This window comes from Pseudovibrio sp. WM33 (genome assembly GCF_001623165.1).
GTDB lineage: Bacteria > Pseudomonadota > Alphaproteobacteria > Rhizobiales > Stappiaceae > Pseudovibrio.
In genome coordinates this window covers 101,628-122,437 of sequence record NZ_LMCK01000126.1, presented here as the reverse complement: position 1 = coordinate 122,437, position 20,810 = coordinate 101,628, and the positions used below count along the sequence as shown (strand labels likewise).

Here is a 20,810-nt window from a genome sequence, read left to right as displayed (position 1 = left end):
GCGCCTTCACTGCAATCTGAATTGGCCTGAGCGGGATATCCTCGAATAAATCAGTAGTTTATAGCCATTTTAAACTGCTGACCGGCGAGAGTTGTTGTGTTCCTTGGTTTTTTGAGCTCTCAAACATCAACCTGTGGTCCACATCACTGCAAAAGTCCTAGGAAAAACACTAATTAAATTATGGACAAGTGCCCGAAAATAACTGTAGTTTCCCAGCAAAATACACATATCGAGTTAGGTGCCGTGCCTGCTGCATGAAGGCTAGCCTAACCAAATATTCGGAGCGTGTGAGCTATGAATTCGTTTGAACTGAACAAAATTGCCGGCGCAATTCTGTTCGCCTTGGTTGTATTCATGGGCCTGAATGTTTTGACGGAAGTCATCTTTGCGCCTCATGGAAACGAGAAACGCGGTTTTGAGATTGAAGTCGCTGGTGCCGACAACGGCGCAGGTGATGAAGCTGCGGAAGAAGTCAAGGTCGTCTCAATTGAAGAGCTGCTCACCACTGCTTCTGCGGACGCTGGTGCGAAACAAGCTAAAAAATGTGCAGCTTGTCACAGCTTCGATCAGAGCGGAAAAAACAAAGTTGGCCCGGGCCTCTGGGGTGTTGTAGGTCGCGCACCTGCATCTCATGATGGTTTCTCTTACTCCTCAGCGATGCAGGAATTTGGCACAAACAATCCTGAATGGTCTTTTGAGCAGCTCAACGAGTTCATCAAAGCACCTAAGAAACACGTTTCTGGTACATCCATGGGCTACGCTGGTCTGAAGAAAGACAAGCCACGCGCTGACCTGATCGCTTACCTGCGTTCACTGTCAGACAACCCAGTACCGATCAATTAATATTGAATTGATATCCCTCCCGCATATGTGAGGGTAGAATTGTTAAAGAGCCGGGATTTGATCCCGGCTTTTTTATTGTCTGATTTTGCGTGAATGCTAACCTTTTCCTCGTTTCTTCCAGTTAAATTTTTGTCATCTTGGCAAAAGACGTTGTCGTGGAAGTGTTTTCAGCCGTAATCTTAGTTTAAGTTTGGCTGAAAGCTGCAAGAAAAGTTCAATTTTCAGCGCGTGGTGTTTTTTCTACGCTAGAACTACTGATTGTATTTATGGAGGAATGCTGTGCGTACCAGACTATATAGCTCACTGACATGTTTGGCGCTTGCCATTGCAAGCCTGACATCCTCCGCAGCAATTGCTGAAACCAGTGAGCCTGAATGGCGGTATGCAGACTCCCTCATCAGTGCTCCTCAGATGCCGGAAGGTTTCGCGCACTTCCCCTATGTAAATCCGGACGCTCCAAAGGGTGGCAAGGTGCGCCTCTCGGCAACTGGCACCTTTGACAGTTTGAACCTTGTTGCATCAAAGGGCATTCGTGCAGGCGGGCTGGGTCTCATCTACGATACCCTGATGACCCCATCAATGAGCGAATCCTCGACTGAATATGGCTTGATCGCTGATGCGATGAAATATCCCGAAGACTTTGCGTGGGTGGTCTATCGCTTACGCCCTGATGCACGCTGGCACGATGGCAAACCAATCACCACAGAAGATGTGGGATGGTCATTCGATCAATGGACCACGCAAGACCCTTCCCGAAAATACTATTATCGTCATGTTACGGGCTATGACATTCTGAGCCCGACAGAGATCCGCTTCAACTTCGATAAACCGGGTAACAGAGAAGCCCCGCAAATCCTTGGTTCTCTCTACATCATGCCAAAGCATTGGTGGAATGAGAAAGGTGCTTCCGGAAATGCGCGTGACATTTCCAGAAGCACCTTGGAAGTGCCTCTAGGCTCTGGTCCGTATCGTATCGGGGAAGTCGTGCCAGGGCGTTCAATCTCATTTGAACGCGTTGACGACTACTGGGGGCAAGATCTGAATGTGAATGTCGGCTCCAACAACTTCGATACAATTGCCTACGATTACTACCGCGACGAAACCGTGCAGCTTGAAGCCTTTAAGGCTGACCGTTTTGACTGGCGCACGGAAACCACGGCGAAGAACTGGGCAACTGCCTATGATATTCCTGCTGTAAGAGCCAACCATGTCGTGCTGGAAAAGTTCCCGCAGACGTATCGTGGTAGTGGTTTGATGTTGGGCTTTATTCTCAACACCCGCAAAGAGAAGTTTCAGGATCGCCGCGTGCGCCGGGCATTGAACTATGCCTTGAATTTCCAGGAAATGAACCGCACGATCTTCTTTGATCAATACAGCCGTTTCACCAGCTACTTCGACGGAACAAAGCTCGCATCTGCAGGCCTGCCAGAAGGGCGTGAGCTGGAAATTCTGAAGTCTTTGAAAGCGCCAGTGCCTGAAGCCGTCTTTACAGAGCCCTACGAGAACCCGGTATCCGAAGATTCCCGTCAGGAGCGCTCCAACCTGAGAAAGGCAATTGGCCTTCTTAGAGACGCTGGCTACGTGCAAAAGCAAGGTAAGCTCGTCAACAAAGAGACTGGCGAACCATTTACAATCGAATATCTGATGAATGGCGGCCGCTTTGAGCGTGTAGCTCTTCGTTATCAGGCCTCACTGAAGAAGCTCGGCATTGACCTACAGCTGCGCGTCGTCGACAGCTCGCAATATGTCAACCGCGTCCGCAGCCGTGATTTCGGTATGATTTACACCGGCTGGGCGCAGTCTCTTTCTCCAGGCAATGAGCAGAGAGAGTATTGGGGCTCAAATGCAGCAGATAGCGAAGCCTCTCAAAACTATGCGGGTATCAAGAACCCTGCCATCGACGAGCTGATTGATATCATCATCAACTCTGATGATCGTGACGAGCTGGTTGCTGCAACTAAGGCTTTGGACCGTATCCTGATGTGGGAGCAATACGTTGTTCCAGGGTGGACATCTCCATTCAGCCGCGTTGCGCGGTGGGATCGTTTCGCACACCCAAAACAGCTTCCTGAATTCTCCATAGGTTTCCCAACCGTTTGGTGGTGGGATGAAGAAAAAGCCAAGAAGATAGAGGAGGCCAATTGATGACGCTTAGCCAAATCAGTAGACGTAGCTTCCTGCACTTCAGCGCGGCCACTGCAGCAGCCTTTCTTATGCCCGGTGGAGCCCTGCCAGTTCAGGCGGGAACCTTAAGCCACGGCCTCTCTGTCTTTGGTGATCTGAAGTACCCAAAGGATTTCACGGCGTTTGACTACGTCAATCCGGAAGCTCCGGTTGGTGGCAAAATCGCTATGACTGCGCCGAGATGGAGCTACAATCAGAACCCGCAGACCTTCAACACGTTCAACACCTTCATCCTCAAAGGAGATGCCCCACCGCGTATGGAGCTCTGTTTTGATAGCCTGATGGTGCGTGCCTATGACGAACCGGATGCCGTATATGGTCTGGTGGCCGAAAGCGCTCTGGTCTCGGAAGACGGCAACTTCGTCACCTTCAAAATTAGGCCAGAAGCCCGGTTCCACGATGGGTCGATGCTCAATGCAGAAGATGTTGCCTTCAGTCTGAACCTTCTGAAGGAAAAAGGGCACCCGATTATCAGTCAGTCCATCAAGGAAATGGTCTCTGCGACCGCACCTGATGAACACACTGTCACGGTCTCTTTTTCAGGTAATCACAGTAGGCAACTTCCCTTATTGATAGCAACTCTCCCTATCGTCTCAAAAGCGTACTACACCCGCTACAACTTCGAAGCGTCAACACTGACGCCGCCGTTGTCATCGGGACCATACATGGTCGGACGCTATGAGATTGGCCGGTACATTGAGTACAAAAAAGTAGAGAATTACTGGGCAAAAGACCTGCCGGTCAACAATGGCCACCACAATTTCGAGATCATTCGCCTCGACTTCTTCCGCGATCGACAAGCAACATTTGAAGCCTTCAAGAAAGGCCGCTTAACGTTCCATGAGGAATTTTCCTCCAAGACCTGGGCGACGGAATACAACTTCCCTGCTTTGACTGAGGGACGTGTTGCCAAGAAGGAGTTTGCTATCCGCCTCCCATCAGGGGCGCAAGGCTGGTTCCTCAACACGCGCAAAGAAAAGTTCTCCAATCCCAAGGTCCGTGAAGCGCTAGGGTACGCCTTCGATTTTGAGTGGTCAAATTCTGCGCTGTTTTATGATCTGTACACCCGAACCCAGTCGTTCTTCGAAAACTCGGAGATGAAGGCAGTTGGCCTGCCAAGCGATGCCGAACTGGCCCTGCTTGAGCCTTACAAGAAAGATCTGCCAGAAGGCGTCTTTGGCGAAGCGATCACGCAACCGGTTTCCAATGGCTCTGGTCAGGATCGCAAACTCCTCAGAGAAGCCTCGCTTCTGCTCAAAGAGGCAGGCTACTATAGACGCGGTGAGCAATTGATCGGGCCTGACGGAAAGCAGCTGCAAATGGAATTCCTTTCCAACTCGCCTGCTTTCGAACGAGTTGTACTACCATATGTCAAGAATCTCAGACTGTTAGGCATTGAAGCAAGCTTCCGCGTCGTTGATCCGGCACAGTTCCAGAAGCGTGTAGATGATTTCGATTATGACATTGTCGGGCATCGTTTCTCGCTAACACCGACACTCGGGCCGAGCATCCGCAACTTCTGGACATCGGCTTCTGCGGAAACCTTCGGATCTTACAATCTCTCGGGCATCAAGGTGCCTGCTGTCGACGATTTGGTGGATAAGGCGCTGAATGCATCCTCACGTGAGGAAATGATAACCGCTGCCAGAGCATTGGATAGAGTTCTGCGCGCAGGCTATTACTGGGTGCCGCAGTGGTTCAAAGCCTTCCACACAGTAGCTGTCTGGGACATGTTCGGCATTCCGAATGATATGCCGGCATATGCCTTCCCCGTAGAAGCGACGTGGTGGGTGGATTCAGAAAAAGCCGCTCGCATCGGCAAGGAAAGTTAGGGACAAAGAAGCCCATGGGCGCCTATATTCTGCGTAGATTGCTTTTGATGATCCCGACCCTTATCGGCATCATGGCGATCAACTTTGTCATTATTCAGTTCGCACCAGGCGGACCAATTGAGCAAGTTATCGCTCAATTGCAAGGGGATAGTGTATCCGCAACCAGCCGCATTTCGGGTGGTGGAAGTGATTTTGGAAGTTCTGCCGCAGCCAATCAAGGCGGTGGAGACAGTGCAGGATCGAAATATCGAGGAGCACAAGGCCTTGATCCGGAGTTCATCAAGGAACTCGAGGCCCAGTTTGGCTTCGATAAGCCCCCTCTGGAGCGTTTCGGGCGCTTGATCTTGGACTACGCGACCTTCAATTTCGGCGAAAGCTATTTCCGTGACATTGCTGTTGTTGATCTGATCGTCGAAAAGCTGCCGGTATCTATCTCGCTAGGCCTATGGATGACGCTCATCTCCTATGGCATCTCGATCCCCCTTGGTATTCGCAAAGCAGTAAAAGATGGCACCTCGTTCGATGTCTGGACCTCCAGCATCATCATTGTTGGCTATGCAATCCCGGGCTTCCTGTTTGCAATCATGCTGATTGTTCTCTTTGCCGGGGGCTCCTTCTGGGACTTCTTCCCGCTCCGAGGTCTCACCTCAGAGGGCTGGAGCGATATGTCATGGCCACAACGGATCCTCGACTATTTCTGGCATCTGGTTCTGCCGCTGACTGCAATGGCACTCTCCGCGTTTGCAACAACAACGCTTTTGACGAAGAACTCTTTCCTCGATGAGATCCGAAAGCAGTACGTTCAGACTGCCCGCGCCAAAGGCCTGACAGAGCGTCAGGTGCTTTACGGTCACGTCTTCCGCAATGCGATGCTTATCGTTGTCGCGGGCTTTCCGGGTGCGTTCATCTCGGCGTTCTTTGCAGGCTCACTCCTCATTGAGACGATCTTCTCGCTTGATGGCCTTGGCTTGCTAGGTTTCGAGTCAGCGCTCAACCGCGACTATGCAGTTATGTTCGCCACGCTTTATATTTTCTCGTTGATGGGTTTGATTGTGAATCTGGTATCGGACCTCACCTACACCTGGATTGATCCCCGGATCGATTTCGAAAGCCGGGAGGTGTAACGAGCAATGGACACACAACTCGAAAAACGCCTTCAGGATCAGGGCTACGAAACAATCAATCCGTTGCCAGAGCAGACGCAACCGCCAGAAAAGCGACAGAAGCTGTCTCCGCTCAATCAGCGCCGCCTGCAAAACTTCAAAGCCAACAAGCGTGGATACTGGTCCCTTTGGATATTCCTCGTCCTGTTTGTGCTCGCACTGGGCGCAGAATTCATCACCAACGACCGCCCAATCCTGGTTTCCTATAAGGGCGAGCTGCTCATGCCGGTCTTTACGGATTATCCGGAGGAAAAGTTCGGCGGTTTCCTTGCAACGACGGACTATCGTGATCCGTTTATTCAGGAAGAGATTGATGCTAACGGCTGGATCCTCTGGCCCCCGATCCGCTACTCCTACCAAACGGTCAACAACGAAATCCCGGTCCCGGCACCAGCTCCTCCAAGCTGGATGATGGACAAGGAACTGCGTTGTGAGCGTTATGCAGAGGGTGTAAACGATCCAAATTGTACAATTGGCAACTGGAACTGGCTCGGCACAGACGATCAGGGCCGCGATGTCCTTGCCCGCCTTGTCTACGGATTCCGCATCTCCGTGCTCTTCGGTCTGGCTCTTACATTGGCGTCTTCGGTCATCGGCATTGGCGCTGGTGCGGTGCAGGGCTTCTATGGTGGTTGGGTTGACCTCGGCTTACAGCGCTTCATTGAAATCTGGACGGCAATGCCGACGCTCTACCTCATCTTGATCATCTCGTCGGTGCTGACGCCGGGATTCTGGATCCTGTTTTCAATCCTGCTCGCCTTCTCATGGGTGGCCTTGGTTGGCGTGGTCCGGGCGGAATTCCTGAGAGGCAGGAACTTCGAATACATCTCTGCTGCGCGTGCGCTAGGCGTTTCCAATGGCACGATCATGCGCCGTCACCTTTTGCCAAATGCGATGGTCGCGACACTCACATTCATGCCGTTCATTCTGAATGGCTCTATCTCCACGCTGACAGCGCTGGACTTCCTCGGCTTCGGCTTGCCTCCGGGCTCCGCCTCGCTGGGTGAGCTGCTCAAACAGGGCAAGAACAACCTTCAGGCGCCGTGGCTTGGTATGACAGGCTTCTTCGTCCTGTCGATTATGCTCAGCCTGCTGATCTTCATTGGTGAATCGGTCCGCGATGCCTTTGATCCACGTAAAACGATGAACTGAAGAAGGGAGGATCGCATATGACTGATAATCAAACGCTCCTCTCTGTTGAGGACCTTTCCATCGCCTTCCGACAAGGCGAAAAGGAAAATCTCGCCGTTGACCAGATCTCTTTCGACATCAAGGAAGGCGAGACCGTCGCACTTGTGGGCGAAAGTGGATCGGGCAAATCTGTTTCAGCACTGTCTGTGCTCAAGCTTTTGCCCTATCCGTCTGCAAGCCATCCAACTGGCAAGATCGTATATCAGGGTGAAGACCTGATAGCTGCGACCGAAAGTGAAATGCGCCGTGTGCGTGGCAACAAGATCTCCATGATCTTTCAGGAGCCTATGAGTTCACTGAACCCGCTACACACCATCGAACAGCAGATCGCGGAGATCCTGAAGATCCACCGCGGCCTCGGTGAGACGAATGCCCGAAAACGTGTGTTGGAACTTCTGGATCAGGTCGGCATTCCAAATCCGGAAGAACGCCTGAAGTCCTATCCGCACCAGCTCTCCGGAGGTCAGCGCCAACGTGTCATGATCGCCATGGCATTGGCAAACGAGCCGGACCTGCTGATTGCGGATGAACCGACAACGGCACTCGATGTCACGGTTCAGGCGCAAATCCTGCAGCTGCTGAAAGACCTGCAGAAGAGCACAGGCATGGCTATGCTCTTCATCACGCACGACCTTGGAATTGTTCGCCGGATCGCTGATCGTGTCTGTGTGATGACACAGGGCAAAATCGTCGAACACGGCGATACCGAAGATATTTTCGAAAGCCCTCAGCACGAATACACCCAGCATCTGCTGGCAGCTGAGCCTAAAGGGCATCCACCTGCCGGCGATACCAGTCAGCCAATTGTCGTGGAAGCCAAAGACCTCAAGGTCTGGTTCCCCGTCAAACGCGGCTTCCTGCGTAAAACTGTCAGTTACATCAAAGCAGTCGATGGCATTGATGTGACCGTTCGCGCTGGGCAGACACTGGGCATTGTGGGTGAAAGTGGATCAGGGAAGACCACGCTGGGTCTTGCTATCCTGCGTATGATCTCCTCAAACGGTCAGATTAGCTTCAGTGGCTCTGATATTCAGGAGCACTCGTGGAAGCAGATGCGTCCACTGCGCCGGGATATGCAAATCGTGTTTCAGGATCCATTCGGTTCCTTGTCGCCGCGTATGTCAGTCTCGGAAATTGTCGGCGAAGGTCTCAAGATCCACATGCCTAACCTCACGGCTAAAGAGCGGGAAGCCAAGGTTGCAGGTGCGCTGGAAGAAGTGGGGTTGGATGCAGCTACTAGGTTCCGTTATCCGCATGAATTCTCAGGCGGGCAGCGCCAACGTGTCTCGATTGCGCGGGCAATGGTGCTGGAACCAAAGTTTGTGATGCTGGATGAACCAACGTCGGCGCTGGATATGAGCGTTCAGGCACAGGTCGTCGACTTGCTTCGCGATCTGCAAAAGGCTCATAGCTTGGCGTATTTGTTTATCTCGCACGACCTCAAGGTCGTCCGTGCACTCGCCAATGATGTGGTCGTTATGCAGCATGGCAAGGTGATGGAGGTAGGGACGTCAGACGAGGTCTTTGACAACCCGCAGACCGAGTACACCAAAGCCCTGATGGCTGCTGCATTCCGTCTGGAAGCAATTGAGGGCGTCATCAGCTCTTGATGTGCTGCTACCTTAGCTCAATGAGTAATAAGAACTTACCCATGGCCGAACATTCGGCCATGGTCATTGCAAATCTACGGTAGAAGTAAGGAACTAGGTTCCAACGACAACATCCTTGCCGACTTTTAGCGTAACCTTGCCACTCGCTTCCATCAGCTGAATTGATGTCCGCTTAACTGCTTCGGCCATTGCCTTCGTGTACCCGCCATCACCTTTCAATGATGTTGGTTTGAAGTTCTTCAGTTTGGAATCTTTGCTCACCTCATCAAGAAACTTATCTTCAGCGCGTTTCTTTTTTTGCTTGAGTTCTTTGAGGAAGGCGTCTTCGGTTTTTTCATCCACCTTAGCTTTTTTGAAAGCAGCCTTGATCTTGCTGGTGTCTTTGTAGACCTTTTCGATGTCTTCGAATGTCAAAAGCACGGCCATCAGGATCTCCCTTTTGTTGTTTCTTTTGGATCAACGGCCAGTATCACGCCAGGGACACTACTTGCGCATTCTTACCATAGAGTAACAAAAGGAAGTGGAGGTTGAAGCATTCAAGGCAAAGTGCTTGTACATCGTGCGGAGAACTTACATCCAGCGCCGGACGCATGCTTTGTAGGCAAGGTACTCTTGACCAAAGTTCTCTTCCAGAAGGTCTTCTTCAGGTTTGATCTGGAACAGGGTGATGTAGACAGCAAAACCCAGAGCAACTGGAATGGCGAACAAGTTCCCCTGAAAGATGGCCCATCCCAACAGGATGAATTGCAAGCCCAGATACATAGGGTTGCGCGTTTTGGAATAAATTCCGTCAGAAACAATCGCACTCGCATTTTCAGGGTGCGAAGGGCTCGTTGTCGTCCGCGCTCTGCGAAACTCAGAGAGCCCGGTCACTCCAAAATAACCACCAGCTCCGATGCCAATCACAAGAAATGCTGTCTCTGCACCATGCAGATTGATATCTCCGGGAAGCATCGTTGCAACCATCCAGATGATAACCGCAAAGCTAAAGAAGACGGCCACAGGCGGGAACCTGAGTTTTAAATTTTCCATTGTGTTCCAGTAGTTTGTTGTTCCAGAAATGCAGGAAGCCTATCAGTTCTCTGAGAGTGCCAGCTTAACACCAAGCGCGCCAAACGTAGCTGCAAAACCTCGTTTGAGCCAAGCCATAACTTTTGGGCGGTTGATCACATAATCGCGGGCCAGCGACGCCATTGCGCCGTACCCGATGAAAACAACAAATGTAAGTGCCATAAAAACAAAGGCATGGAAGAGTAGAGCAGATGTTGCATTTTCACTGTCAGGAGAAACGAACTGAGGGAGGAAAGCGAGGAAAAACAGAGACAGCTTTGGGTTCAGCACATTAAGCAGAATACCGTCGAGTGCAGTGCGATAAAGAGTTCTCTCGCGCTTCTCTCCACTCACTTCCAGCGCACCACCACTGCGCAGGATGCTCCATGACATGTAAAGCAGATAAGCAACACCAAGATACTTCAGGATCTGATAAGCGAGGGCGCTGCTATGAAAGATCGCTGCCACCCCAATAATGCTTGCCAAAGCTGCTGGAACAATCCCGAGCGTACAACCAAACGCAGCAGCAACACTTGGCTTAAGCCCTTTCCCAAGCCCGATAGCAATCGTGTAAAGCACACCTGGTCCGGGCAGCAGGACAACAATGAAGGACGTTAGAAGATACTCAAGTGTCATGGAAGAGCTCACAAATTGATAGCACAGCAACAGAAGCACCAGTCTATCTGATTGCTCAGGTGTGTCCAATGAACTCGAAGAAAATGACCTGAAAGTAGGTAGGAGTGGAAAGGCGAAAGACGCCTTCCCAAATCACATAGCTTAGTTAGTCTTGCTCGTGGTCTTTGCCAGCAATGGCTGCTGCAAAGTCTTTTGCTGAGAATGGCTCAAGGTCTTCTACGCCTTCACCAACGCCGATGAAGTGCACTGGCAGGCCGTATTTACGGGCAATCGCCACCAGAATACCGCCACGTGCTGTGCCGTCCAGCTTGGTCATTACAAGACCAGTTACACCAGCAACCTTGCTGAAAATCTCCACCTGAGAAAGAGCATTCTGGCCTGTGGTCGCATCAAGGGTTAGCAAAGTGGTATGCGGTGCATCAGGAACACGCTTGCGGATCACGCGAATGATCTTCTCAAGCTCATCCATCAGTTCAGCTTTGTTCTGCAAGCGGCCAGCGGTATCAATCAACAGCACATCAGTATCGTTGCTGAGAGCGGCATCAACGGCATCGTATGCAAGGCCAGCAGCATCTGCGCCAGTATCGCGCGCCACAACTTCAGCACCAGTGCGCTCACCCCAAATTTTCAGCTGCTCAACAGCTGCAGCGCGGAACGTGTCGCCCGCTGCGAGCATCACTTTCTTACCCTGCTCATGCAGCAGAGATGACAGCTTACCGATTGTGGTGGTTTTGCCTGTACCGTTTACGCCAACCATCAAGACGATGTGTGGTTTATGACCGCTTTCAAGGTCCAGCGGTTTAGCAACAGGGTCAAGGACGCTTTCAATTTCTTCAGCAAGGATACTGCGGACTTCCTCGCCTGAAATTTCCTTATCATAGCGACCATCAGATACACGGTCGGTAATCGCAATCGCTGTATCAATGCCAAGGTCTGCTTGAATCAGAATATCTTCCAGCTCTTCAAGAGTATCTGCATCCAGCTTGCGCTTGGTGAAGATCGAGCTGATGCCCTCAGATAGGGCATTGGAAGAACGGGAGAGCCCAGCTTTAAGACGCTGGAACCAGCTCGTTTTTACTGGAACATCTTCTCCAGTTTCCTCAATTCCCGGAGTTTTTCCAGCTTCTTCAGCCTCTCGGCTCTCTTCGACCGCTCCAGTTTCCTCGTCTCCTCCGGATCCTCCGCTTTGCCGAACACTTTCAGAGCTTCCTGCTTCTTCAGGTCCTTCCGCTGTTCCTGATGCTTCAGTGATCTCATCTGTGAGAACGGGTTGTCCATCGGCAGTATCCTCAGCAACGGGCGCAGCATAATCGCTGACCTTTGGGGAAAGTATATCTTGCTCAGGCTCAACGTCTGCTGAATTTTCTTCATGCAGATCGTCATTGTCCAGGTAGGCGGTCTCTTCGAGGGCTTTGGTTTCTGCCTCATCCAAATCATGAGGCTTATCAGAAACGTTCTCTTCAGTCGCAGGTTCCGACTCAGGTGTGAGCTCTGGATTTTCCAGATCAAGAGTTTCATCTGCGATTGCTTCAGCCGTTTCTTCAAGGCCTTTAACGGGGTCAAGCGGAACGGATTGAACGCCTTCTAAGGACTCACGCAGCTCTGCACTGTCAGGAGCTTTTTCCTCCTGCAGGCTCTGTGTTTCTTCTGAGGAACCGCCAAACAGGCGACTGAAAAAACCGCGCTTCTTTTCGCTCATGCTGGAAAGATACCTTTGAAATGTAAAAGCTTAAGCTGCTTTGCCAAGTGGCTCTGCAATTAGATGTCTTTCGGTATGCCCTGTAATGCGTGCGGAGACAAGGCTTCCGGCAATATCCGCATCCAGTTCAACCTGAGTAAATTGCTCGGTGCGACCAAGTCCCTCACGCTCAATCAGGACCTCGCGCTTTTTGCCTACTTCGGCACGAAGGTGAGCCAGCAAAGCTTCCTGCCCTTTTTCACGAAGGCGTGCAGCGCGCTCTTTAATGATCTTGCGATCGAGCTGCGGCATACGGGCCGCTGGAGTGCCTGGGCGTGGGGAGAACGGGAACACATGCAGATGTGTCAGCCCACACTCATCAACGATGCGCAGGGTGTTCTCAAACATCTCATCAGTCTCGGTCGGGAAACCGGCAATAATGTCAGCGCCGAAAACAACATCCGGGCGCATCTTGCGTACGTCTTCGCAGAACTGGATAGTGTCCTCACGAGAATGACGGCGCTTCATGCGCTTGAGGATCATGTTGTCGCCAGCCTGCAAGGAAAGGTGCAGATGCGACATTAGACGATGATCATGCGCAATCACTTCCATCAACTCATCATCAGCTTCAATGCTGTCGATAGAGGACAGACGCAGGCGCTTAAGATTCGGAACCATCTTCAAAATCTTGGAACAGAGCGTGCCTAGCTTAGGCGTTCCCGGCAGATCGGCACCGTAAGACGTAATATCAACACCAGTCAGAACAATCTCGCCATAGCCGTTGTCGACAAGGCGTTTGATTTGGTCAATGACCACACCCATCGGCACAGAACGCGAGTTACCACGGCCATAAGGGATGATGCAGAAGGTGCAGCGATGATCACAACCATTCTGAACCTGAACAAACGCACGAGAGCGTCCTTCCAGCCCATCAATCAGGTGACCTGCGGTCTCGCGTACGCTCATAATGTCGTTGACGCGTACCTTCTCGGTTTCTTCAATGCCAAATTGAGCGACACGGCCATAAGAGGCGCGCTCCAGCTTTTCAGAGTTACCGAGAACCAGATCCACTTCACCCATCTCGGCGAAGGTTTCAGATTCCGTTTGGGCCGCACAGCCGGTCACGATGATACGCGCATCCGGATTTTCGCGGCGGGTTTTGCGAATGGTCTGTCGTGCTTGGCGGACAGCTTCGTTGGTCACGGCACATGTGTTGATCAGCACGGCATCCTTAAGGCCCGCGGCCTCTGCTTCGCGCTTCATCACTTCCGACTCATAAGCGTTCAGTCGGCAACCAAATGTCACAACATCAATGCTCACTGCGTAGGCTCCATTGCCGCGTCCCCCGAAGCGGTCTTTGTGTAGGCGAGGGTGTCGAGATTGAGATCGCCCTCGAATTCAATTGCGGTTTCACCGGTCATCATGATGTGGTCGTTGTCCTCACGCCACTCAATACCCAGCGGTCCTCCCGGCAGATGGACGGTGCACTTGCGTGCGGTCCGGCCTGTCCGTGCTGCTGCAACACCGGTTGCGCAGGCTGCGGTGCCACAGGCTCGCGTCAAGCCAACACCACGTTCCCAGACCTTCAGGCGGATTTCGTTTTCGCCAATGATCTGAGCAAGAGAGATATTCGCCTTTTCAGGGAACATCGGATGACACTCAAGCAAAGGTCCAAATCGCTCAAGGTCGTGGGCTTCAATATCGTCCACCCAGAAAATTGCATGCGGATTACCAACATTCACAACGCTTGGCGAGTGCAAAACCGGAGCATCAATTGGCCCGATCTGTAGCTCAATGGCGCGCGTATCGGCAAACTCTTCAGCCAGTGGAATCTGATCCCACTCAAGGCGAGGTGTACCCATATCAACGCTCACCAGCGTTTCAGTGTCAGATGCGTGTGCAATCAGCAAACCAGCGTTGGTCTGAATAGGAACGCTTGGAGTGCCTGCCTCACCCATTAGCAGACGGCCAATGCAGCGTGTTGCGTTACCGCAAGCATCTACTTCGCTGCCATCGCGATTGTGAATGCGCATAAAGGCATAAGCATCAGAACTTGCAGGCTCGACCGTAATCATCTGGTCAAAACCAATACCCTTTTCGCGGTCTCCAATAGCTGCAATTTGCGTCGGAGTTAAGACAACCTTCTTTGCGCGGCCATCAAACACCACGAAATCATTGCCTAAACCGTTCATTTTCAAAAAGGGAACCAGCGTATCCGCCATGAGCTTGCTTCCATTCATGCGTAATCCGTCAAGAAGGCACTATATGGATTAAATTACTTTAGATTACTAGGGAAAATGCAGGGAAAAACCTTGTCTGAGACGATTGTGAGGACAGCTTTAAAGCCTCCCTAATCGAATTCTCTGATTTTGCACTAATCCGCACAGACTTCCAGCATGTCTCCGGGCGCCATTTCCTTCAGGATTTCGCGCATCACTTCCGGATAAACCGCAACGCATCCTTCCGTCGGCAAAAAGCCTTCTCGTGCCACGTGAAAGAAGATCGCGCTGCCTTCGCCTTTGACTGCCGGATACATATTGCAATCCAGCACGACAACAATGTCGTAAAGCCGATCATCTCGCCACATCTTCTCAGGGCTGGGCTCAAACGGCAGATCGACAGGGCGATTATAAAGAGCATCCTGAGGAGAATCACACCATCCATCGCTCTGGGACAGGGGTGAAACTGGCAAATACGTGACTGGACAAGAGCTGCGATCCGAGCGGTAATACACATTCAGCAGTTCAAAACGCCCAATCGGAGTCGCACCGTCACCTTCGCGCTTTGTGTGCGTCAAACCAGATCGTCCAAGTGCACACGCAAATGTTACTGCGCCTAGTGTCAGTGTTCCCGTGTGAGGCTCATCACCTGTATGCCGCACAAATAGGGTCTTCTGGGTCTTCTTAAGTAGCTTTGCGGGGGGAGTGGGTACTGCGAGAGGAAGCATCTATGAACCTGTTGTCCTGCGGAAAACACCGGGAGAAACACTCCCAAATAAAGCGGGGGTCACTTAAGCGTGAAGTAGATTTTACGAAAAACTTTGAGATTTACCACGTTTTTGCTCGCCTTTTTTTCGGCAACCCTTCATGTATTTATGTGAGATAAGTTTTAGGACTAGCACCAAAGATTGGTGATTGGGTGAGAATATGACTGCACGTAAAATTCTGCTTGTAGATGACGATAACGATCTGCGCGAAGCGCTCGTTGAGCAGCTGTCGCTTTATGATGAATTTGAAACCACTCAAGCTGACAGTGCTGCGACTGGCATTAAAAAAGCAAAAGAAGATCACTTCGACCTGGTTCTGATGGACGTTGGTCTGCCGGACATTGATGGCCGTGAAGCTGTGAAGTTGCTGCGTAAAGCAGGCTTTGGCGCTCCAGTCATCATGCTCACCGGTCATGATACAGACAGTGACACAATCCTTGGTTTGGAAGCTGGCGCAAACGACTACGTCACCAAGCCATTTAAGTTCGCTGTTCTGCTTGCTCGCATTCGTGCGCATCTGCGTCAGCATGAACAGAGCGAAGATGCTGTGTTCACCATTGGCCGTTACTCCTTCCAGCCTGCTGCAAAGTCCATGCAGGACGATAATGGCGGGAAGGTTCGTCTGACCGAAAAAGAAACTTCTATCCTGAAGTTCCTCTACCGTGCAGGTGAAAAGCCAGTGACCCGCGATGTGCTGCTGCATGAGGTTTGGGGCTACAATTCCGGCGTCACCACACACACGCTGGAAACCCATATTTACCGTCTGCGTCAGAAAATTGAGCGTGATCCGTCCAATGCGGAGCTGCTAGTGACAGAAGCTGGTGGATATAAGCTTGTGCCGTGAGGCATAAGCAGCTAATCCAAGAACTATGAGTCTAGCCCGCGACATCGAAATCTTAAGACGCGTTCCTCTCCTCTCGCAGTTTTCAGAGGACCAGTTACGCCTGCTCGCATTCAGTGCGGAAACCATGCAGGTGTCTAAAGGTGGAACAATTTTTAATGAGGGTGAGCGGGCAGACGGTGGCATCGTGCTGACAATCGGCAAGGTGCAGCTGGAAACCGGCATGGGGCGCGACGCGCGTCCCAGAGGCACCTACGGCCCCGGTACTCTGTTCGGTGAAAACGCGCTGATGGCTGAGGGCAAACGTCCGGCCCGCGCTGTCGCACTTGAAAATTGCGAATTGATCCGCGTCCGCCGCGCACTCTTCTCCCGCATGCTGCAGGAATTCCCTGAAACGGCACAAAAGCTTTATGTCGATAAAGCAAACCAGTTTACGACAGCTGCCGCCGCTTTGGCGCGCGTTGGTCGCAAGCTGGACGAAGTGGACGCTCTCAATGAACGCCATAAACAAGAAGTTGCTGCCAAGCGCAGTTAAGCCAGCAACCCTTTAAAGCGGCTTCTGCACGCGGCTCTCTTTAAAATCATAGATAATCGAGCTCTCAATCTTGGTGATGTAGGCCCGCTTTGTGAACTTTTCAAAGGCAAGGCTTTTCAGGTGATCGATATCTCGTACACGCAGATGGGCGACGATATCGTATGCTCCACTGATGAGTGTGACGGATTTTACTTCCGGTAGCCCAACGACCTCCTGCATGAATTCCTCCACCAGAAGTGCTTCGTGTCTGTCCAGCTGAATGAAGAACATTGCCTCAAAGCCCACTCCATAGGCTTTCGAGTCCACAACAGCATGGCTACTCTGTAAAATACCACTGTCTTTCAATCGCTTAATACGCTCATGGCAAGCCGATGGGCTCAGGTTAACCTCTGCAGCTACCTGTTTATTGGGAAGCAGTGCATTGTTCTGCAAAATTTCTAATATGACGAAGTCTGTTCGGTCGAGATGGTGAGAAGAGGTCATTTTTCGGAATCAATTCGATATTCGGAGGGTATGCGCCGCAGTATATTCGGAGAAAATTTGGAATAAAACCTCTCATAAGAAAATACTCTCAATGGCAGCGAATACCCTTCTCTTTTTGATCACCATCCTAAGTCTGATTATCGTACCCGGCCCGGATATGCTGTATGTCACCAGCAGGGCACTTGCGAGCGGAAAACCCGCTGCCCTCAAAGCATCTCTCGGCATTTCAGCTGGTTATCTCGTGTTCACCGTCTTGGTTGCTGCGGGTTTTCAGTCCCTCTTTCTGGCGGAACCAAGACTGTTTCAGGCAATTCGTTGGGTGGGTCTGGCCTATCTTATGTACCTGGCCTATCGCCTCTTCTTCGCAAGCGGCATGTGGACTTCAGAAGATGAGCAACAAGCATCTGCAGACACCAATGATCTGAAATTCGGCTTCCTCACCAGTTTGCTGAACCCAAAGGGAATGCTCTTCTATTTCTCCCTGCTGCCGCAGTTCTATGTGCCGGAGGTTATGCCCTTCTGGCTCTATGCGCTGATTTTCGGCATGGCGGCAAGCCTGCTCTGCCTGATTGTCTACTACGGCGTTGGTAGCCTCGTTTCTGGTCCCGCACGCGTGTGGCTTGCAAACAGCAACAACGGCAAACGCATCTCCATGCTCGCCAGCCTTTGCGTCTTTGCCGTCGGCATCTCTATGGTCGTTGCCGATATCGCGTAATGCTTAAGCATACACAGCTGGAGGTAAGCTCTCAGCTGTGTCAGAACTTGAGTTTCGTTAATCCAAACCAATGAATTTTTCCATGTATTGTTGGATTTGCTCGTGCACCTCAACACGATCGGTTCCTTCAGGATCGGTGCAAACCGGATCATCATTATCCGCCTCCAAAAGGGCTGTGCCCTCAGGTTTGCAGGATGGAAGAAACGCAAAGTGATCCCCATGATCAGTTACCGCGTAAGACGCATCCGGTATGAGGGATAAGATATTATTGCCCTCAGCCTCTAGATCAGCTCCAAACGTTCGATCCTGATGACCGATATTGATGAATTGCACAGGAATCTGAATGTCTTTTGCACTGGCTTTATCAAAGGCGACGGTATAGCCAGGATCAATTGAGACAACTTTGGTTACCCTTTCATCCTTCGCATTTCCGATAAAGCCATCAGGTAGGTGGTCAAAATCAACACCACCTTTTGAAAAGAAGATGCAGCCTGGATCAGCACTTTTATAGGTCTTGCAGTATTGACTGAATTTCTCCCGATCCCATCGTGCTCCTGCCAGATTTAGTACACTCGCTCCACCCATGGAAAACCCGGCCGCGATAATCTGGGACTGATCAATATATCGATTAAAGTTTGGGTCGTTTAAAATTGTGTCTAAGGTTGCGCTGAGATCTTTGGCGCGCTCGTCTAACAGTATGGATCGCCTTGGAGAAGAATCCCCCGATGTGCTTCCAGGGTGATTTACCGCGACAACCATCGCCCCTTTTTTCGCAAGAGCAGAAAACAGCCAGCCTGCAGAGAACATGTTACCGCCAGATCCATGAGAAAAAAGGATTAGCGGAAACTTCCCTTCCTTCACCCCTGCACCCACATAGGCGTAATTTCCCACAAAGACGGGATTGTCTCCCCGTAAGCCCTTGTAGGTTTTTGTGCCGACAGGATACCAGATGGAGCCGGCGACAGGGCGTGTCCGATGTGTAGTTTTTACAGTAATCTCGTCAAAGCCAGGAAGTTCATCATTCGCAAAGGCAGAAGAAAAGGTGAGGGTGCATAACGCACTAAGCAACAAACGTTTCATCATGTCATCCATTTTTTGAATTGGGATGACGTTTCTTAGCGCGGACCTGATCACCAAGCGTCCTATCTGCAGAAAAGAGGACTATCTTGTAAGATTGAGGACTATTTTCACAAAAAAGGACGCCGCTAGGGCGTCCTCTATAGGGCAATGGCAAGCGTCTTAATCAGTGCCAAGGATGGCTCAGTCCCAGTTTGTCTTCGTAGCTGTCGATGTGGTGGGTCTTTTCAAAAGTCTGACCAATGTCGTCAAGGCCGTTCAGCAGGCAGTGCTTGCGGTGTGGGTCCAGATCAAACTTGATTGAGCCGCCATCCGGGCCGCGAACTTCCTGTTCTTCCAGATCAACTGTCAGAGTCGCATTCGCACCGCGGGATGCATCGTCCATAAGTTTGTCGAGATCTTCCTGACTCACCACGATCGGCAGAATGCCGTTTTTAAAGCAGTTGTTGTAGAAGATGTCAGCAAAGCTGGTGGAGATCACACAACGAATGCCGTAATCCAGCAGAGCCCACGGCGCGTGCTCACGGGAAGATCCGCAGCCGAAGTTGTCGCCAGCAACAAGGATCTGAGCATTCTCGTAGCTTGGCTTGTTCAGCACAAACTCTTCGTTCTTGGAACCGTCGTCGTTGGTACGCATCTCATGGAAAAGTGCAGTGCCAAGGCCTGAACGCTTGATGGTTTTCAGAAACTGCTTCGGAATGATCATATCGGTGTCGATGTTGACCAGTGGCAGCGGCGCAGCAACGCCTGTCAGTGTACTAAACTTTTCCATGGAATACTCTCCTCGGATCTCTGGAATTCTCTAATTTTTATTAGGCTACAGCGAGATCAATGCTCTCGTTCAGGCCCATCATAATATTCAGGTTTTGGACGGCTGCGCCGGAAGCGCCCTTGCCAAGGTTGTCATAGATTGCGACCAGCAGAGCTTGGTGCCGGTCATCATTGGCAAAAACGTGCAGCTGCATTTTGTTTGTGCCGTTGAAAAGTTCCGGGCTCAGGTCCTCAATTGCATTGACGCTTTCAAACCCTGCGACCTCCACATCTCCAGCAATGCTGGAGAAATGGTCATCAAGCACAGCGTGCAGATCTTTACCTGTCGGTGCGTTACGCAGTTGTCCCAGTTGCAACGGCACGAATGTCATCATGCCCTGCGCGTAGTTGCCAACCGCTGGCTGGAACAAAGGGGCATGGGCAAGGTCAGCATACAGCTGCATTTCCGGCAGATGCTTGTGTCCAAACTGCAAAGCATAAGGCCAGTAAGAAGATGGCTTGTCGCTGGCTTCATACTTTTCAATCATCTGACGACCACCGCCAGTATAACCGGAAACTGCGTTCACAGTGAGTGCGTGCGTGGACGGGATAAGCCCAGCTTCCAACAGCGGACGCACAGTCGCAATCACGCCTTGCGGGTAACAACCCGGATTGGAAACAAAACGCGCGTTGGAAATGATCTCCGCCTGATCCTTCGTCATCTCAGGGAAGCCATAGGCCCAATCTGGATTAACGCGGTGCGCAGAAGATGCATCAATCACGCGAGTGCTGTCGTTCTTGATGAGCGACACACTTTCCAGTGCAGCTGCATCCGGCAAACATAGGATCGCAACATCAGCTGAGTTCAAAAGCTCTGCACGAGCTGCCAGCTCCTTGCGGCGCTCCGGAGCGATGCTGAGGATCTCGATGTCACGGCGCCCGGCCAGACGCTCGCGGATCTGTAGACCCGTCGTTCCGGCTTCTCCATCAATGAACACGCGCACTGACATTTTTGACTCCTTGGAGCTTGTAGTTGGAATTAGGTTCATGGGTTGTACAACGTCCATCACCCATTGTCACAGAATAGGGCGCGTTTTTTTAGGCCTCTGTCCTCAATTGGCAGTTGAGGGGGGCTCAAGCAACTTCATGTTCACAGGAAGGGCTTTTCGAATATTACCAGAATTCCCGTATGTCGCTCACATCCGAACACATTCTGCTGAAAACGATGTTTTTGCG

The 20,810-nt window shown here is 51.3% G+C and carries 20 protein-coding genes; 9 read left to right on the top strand and 11 right to left on the bottom strand.

The window, feature by feature from the left end:
• Positions 1 to 294 precede the first annotated feature (294 nt).
• The 6 genes from PsWM33_RS22555 to PsWM33_RS22530 all read left to right on the top strand — a co-directional run bounded on the left by PsWM33_RS22555 (position 295) and on the right by PsWM33_RS22530 (position 8,823).
• Positions 295 to 843 carry a c-type cytochrome gene (locus tag PsWM33_RS22555; RefSeq protein WP_063301711.1) on the top strand — a complete coding sequence of 183 codons (549 nt, stop codon included), beginning with the start codon at positions 295 to 297 and terminating at the stop codon, positions 841 to 843.
• 279 nt (positions 844 to 1,122) lie between these two features.
• Positions 1,123 to 2,988 carry an extracellular solute-binding protein gene (locus tag PsWM33_RS22550; RefSeq protein WP_244276737.1) on the top strand — a complete coding sequence of 622 codons (1,866 nt, stop codon included), beginning with the start codon at positions 1,123 to 1,125 and terminating at the stop codon, positions 2,986 to 2,988.
• Positions 2,988 to 4,859: an ABC transporter substrate-binding protein gene (locus PsWM33_RS22545; protein WP_063301710.1), complete on the top strand. Its 1,872-nt coding sequence runs from the start codon at positions 2,988 to 2,990 to the stop codon at positions 4,857 to 4,859. Before PsWM33_RS22550 ends, PsWM33_RS22545 begins: the two co-directional genes overlap by 1 nt.
• Positions 4,860 to 4,873: 14 nt before the next feature.
• Positions 4,874 to 5,983, top strand: coding sequence for a microcin C ABC transporter permease YejB (locus PsWM33_RS22540; RefSeq protein ID WP_063301709.1), 1,110 nt, complete (start codon positions 4,874 to 4,876; stop codon positions 5,981 to 5,983).
• Between the two features lie 6 nt (positions 5,984 to 5,989).
• Positions 5,990 to 7,174 carry an ABC transporter permease gene (locus tag PsWM33_RS22535; RefSeq protein ID WP_063301708.1) on the top strand — a complete coding sequence of 395 codons (1,185 nt, stop codon included), beginning with the start codon at positions 5,990 to 5,992 and terminating at the stop codon, positions 7,172 to 7,174.
• A gap of 17 nt (positions 7,175 to 7,191) precedes the next feature.
• Positions 7,192 to 8,823, top strand: coding sequence for an ABC transporter ATP-binding protein (locus PsWM33_RS22530; protein ID WP_063301707.1), 1,632 nt, complete (start codon positions 7,192 to 7,194; stop codon positions 8,821 to 8,823).
• Positions 8,824 to 8,916: 93 nt separating this feature from the next.
• Here the strand turns inward: PsWM33_RS22530 and PsWM33_RS22525 are convergent, their stop codons facing one another.
• From PsWM33_RS22525 to PsWM33_RS22495, 7 genes are all read right to left on the bottom strand, one after another.
• Positions 8,917 to 9,249: a hypothetical protein gene (locus PsWM33_RS22525; RefSeq protein ID WP_063294795.1), complete on the bottom strand. Its 333-nt coding sequence runs from the start codon at positions 9,247 to 9,249 to the stop codon at positions 8,917 to 8,919.
• A 144-nt stretch (positions 9,250 to 9,393) separates the two neighbouring features.
• The gene (locus PsWM33_RS22520; protein WP_063301706.1) at positions 9,394 to 9,855 is read right to left on the bottom strand and encodes a methyltransferase family protein; all 462 of its coding nucleotides are present in this window, start codon (positions 9,853 to 9,855) and stop codon (positions 9,394 to 9,396) included.
• Positions 9,856 to 9,897: 42 nt separating this feature from the next.
• A complete protein-coding gene (locus PsWM33_RS22515; RefSeq protein ID WP_063294290.1) occupies positions 9,898 to 10,509 on the bottom strand; it encodes a LysE family translocator in 612 nt (203 codons plus the stop codon).
• Between the two features lie 145 nt (positions 10,510 to 10,654).
• Positions 10,655 to 12,208: a signal recognition particle-docking protein FtsY gene (gene ftsY, locus PsWM33_RS22510; RefSeq protein WP_063301705.1), complete on the bottom strand. Its 1,554-nt coding sequence runs from the start codon at positions 12,206 to 12,208 to the stop codon at positions 10,655 to 10,657.
• A 30-nt stretch (positions 12,209 to 12,238) separates the two neighbouring features.
• A complete protein-coding gene (mtaB, locus tag PsWM33_RS22505; protein WP_063301704.1) occupies positions 12,239 to 13,507 on the bottom strand; it encodes a tRNA (N(6)-L-threonylcarbamoyladenosine(37)-C(2))-methylthiotransferase MtaB in 1,269 nt (422 codons plus the stop codon).
• Positions 13,504 to 14,427 carry a diaminopimelate epimerase gene (gene dapF, locus PsWM33_RS22500; protein ID WP_244276736.1) on the bottom strand — a complete coding sequence of 308 codons (924 nt, stop codon included), beginning with the start codon at positions 14,425 to 14,427 and terminating at the stop codon, positions 13,504 to 13,506. The genes mtaB and dapF overlap by 4 nt, the downstream gene beginning before the upstream one ends.
• 134 nt (positions 14,428 to 14,561) lie before the next feature.
• Positions 14,562 to 15,068 (bottom strand): L,D-transpeptidase family protein, encoded by a 507-nt coding sequence (locus tag PsWM33_RS22495; protein WP_244276735.1) that lies wholly within the window; start codon positions 15,066 to 15,068, stop codon positions 14,562 to 14,564.
• Positions 15,069 to 15,333: 265 nt separating this feature from the next.
• Between PsWM33_RS22495 and PsWM33_RS22490 the strand changes: the two genes are divergently transcribed.
• A complete protein-coding gene (locus PsWM33_RS22490; protein ID WP_063286368.1) occupies positions 15,334 to 16,017 on the top strand; it encodes a response regulator transcription factor in 684 nt (227 codons plus the stop codon).
• Positions 16,018 to 16,042: 25 nt separating this feature from the next.
• Positions 16,043 to 16,549, top strand: coding sequence for a cyclic nucleotide-binding domain-containing protein (locus PsWM33_RS22485; RefSeq protein WP_057463044.1), 507 nt, complete (start codon positions 16,043 to 16,045; stop codon positions 16,547 to 16,549).
• A 12-nt stretch (positions 16,550 to 16,561) separates the two neighbouring features.
• Here PsWM33_RS22485 and PsWM33_RS26970 read toward each other — a convergent pair whose 3' ends face one another.
• Entirely contained in the window at positions 16,562 to 17,032 is a 471-nt protein-coding gene (locus PsWM33_RS26970; protein ID WP_082827110.1) for an Lrp/AsnC family transcriptional regulator, read from the bottom strand.
• A 91-nt stretch (positions 17,033 to 17,123) separates the two neighbouring features.
• On the opposite strand from PsWM33_RS26970, the gene PsWM33_RS22475 reads away from it, so the two are divergent.
• Positions 17,124 to 17,747 carry a LysE family translocator gene (locus tag PsWM33_RS22475; protein WP_063294801.1) on the top strand — a complete coding sequence of 208 codons (624 nt, stop codon included), beginning with the start codon at positions 17,124 to 17,126 and terminating at the stop codon, positions 17,745 to 17,747.
• Between the two features lie 57 nt (positions 17,748 to 17,804).
• Here PsWM33_RS22475 and PsWM33_RS22470 read toward each other — a convergent pair whose 3' ends face one another.
• From PsWM33_RS22470 to argC, 3 genes are all read right to left on the bottom strand, one after another.
• Positions 17,805 to 18,827, bottom strand: a complete 1,023-nt coding sequence (locus tag PsWM33_RS22470) for an alpha/beta hydrolase family protein (protein ID WP_063294962.1) — start codon at positions 18,825 to 18,827, stop codon at positions 17,805 to 17,807.
• A gap of 163 nt (positions 18,828 to 18,990) precedes the next feature.
• Positions 18,991 to 19,596 (bottom strand): 3-isopropylmalate dehydratase small subunit, encoded by a 606-nt coding sequence (leuD, locus tag PsWM33_RS22465; RefSeq protein WP_063294802.1) that lies wholly within the window; start codon positions 19,594 to 19,596, stop codon positions 18,991 to 18,993.
• Between the two features lie 40 nt (positions 19,597 to 19,636).
• Entirely contained in the window at positions 19,637 to 20,584 is a 948-nt protein-coding gene (argC, locus tag PsWM33_RS22460; RefSeq protein ID WP_063301702.1) for an N-acetyl-gamma-glutamyl-phosphate reductase, read from the bottom strand.
• Positions 20,585 to 20,810: the final 226 nt, after the last annotated feature.

Bases quoted from the DNA above. Each gene is read 5' to 3' on its own strand.
- PsWM33_RS22555 (WP_063301711.1), top strand. From the start codon at position 295: ATGAATTCGTTTGAACTGAACAAAATTGCCGGCGCAATTCTGTTCGCC.
- PsWM33_RS22545 (WP_063301710.1), top strand. From the start codon at position 2,988: ATGACGCTTAGCCAAATCAGTAGACGTAGCTTCCTGCACTTCAGCGCG.
- PsWM33_RS22540 (WP_063301709.1), top strand. From the start codon at position 4,874: ATGGGCGCCTATATTCTGCGTAGATTGCTTTTGATGATCCCGACCCTT.
- PsWM33_RS22535 (WP_063301708.1), top strand. From the start codon at position 5,990: ATGGACACACAACTCGAAAAACGCCTTCAGGATCAGGGCTACGAAACA.
- PsWM33_RS22530 (WP_063301707.1), top strand. From the start codon at position 7,192: ATGACTGATAATCAAACGCTCCTCTCTGTTGAGGACCTTTCCATCGCC.
- PsWM33_RS22525 (WP_063294795.1), bottom strand. From the start codon at position 9,249: ATGGCCGTGCTTTTGACATTCGAAGACATCGAAAAGGTCTACAAAGAC.
- PsWM33_RS22520 (WP_063301706.1), bottom strand. From the start codon at position 9,855: ATGGAAAATTTAAAACTCAGGTTCCCGCCTGTGGCCGTCTTCTTTAGC.
- PsWM33_RS22515 (WP_063294290.1), bottom strand. From the start codon at position 10,509: ATGACACTTGAGTATCTTCTAACGTCCTTCATTGTTGTCCTGCTGCCC.
- ftsY (WP_063301705.1), bottom strand. From the start codon at position 12,208: ATGAGCGAAAAGAAGCGCGGTTTTTTCAGTCGCCTGTTTGGCGGTTCC.
- dapF (WP_244276736.1), bottom strand. From the start codon at position 14,427: ATGAATGGAAGCAAGCTCATGGCGGATACGCTGGTTCCCTTTTTGAAA.
- PsWM33_RS22490 (WP_063286368.1), top strand. From the start codon at position 15,334: ATGACTGCACGTAAAATTCTGCTTGTAGATGACGATAACGATCTGCGC.
- PsWM33_RS22485 (WP_057463044.1), top strand. From the start codon at position 16,043: ATGAGTCTAGCCCGCGACATCGAAATCTTAAGACGCGTTCCTCTCCTC.
- PsWM33_RS26970 (WP_082827110.1), bottom strand. From the start codon at position 17,032: ATGACCTCTTCTCACCATCTCGACCGAACAGACTTCGTCATATTAGAA.
- PsWM33_RS22475 (WP_063294801.1), top strand. From the start codon at position 17,124: ATGGCAGCGAATACCCTTCTCTTTTTGATCACCATCCTAAGTCTGATT.
- PsWM33_RS22470 (WP_063294962.1), bottom strand. From the start codon at position 18,827: ATGAAACGTTTGTTGCTTAGTGCGTTATGCACCCTCACCTTTTCTTCT.
- leuD (WP_063294802.1), bottom strand. From the start codon at position 19,596: ATGGAAAAGTTTAGTACACTGACAGGCGTTGCTGCGCCGCTGCCACTG.
- argC (WP_063301702.1), bottom strand. From the start codon at position 20,584: ATGTCAGTGCGCGTGTTCATTGATGGAGAAGCCGGAACGACGGGTCTA.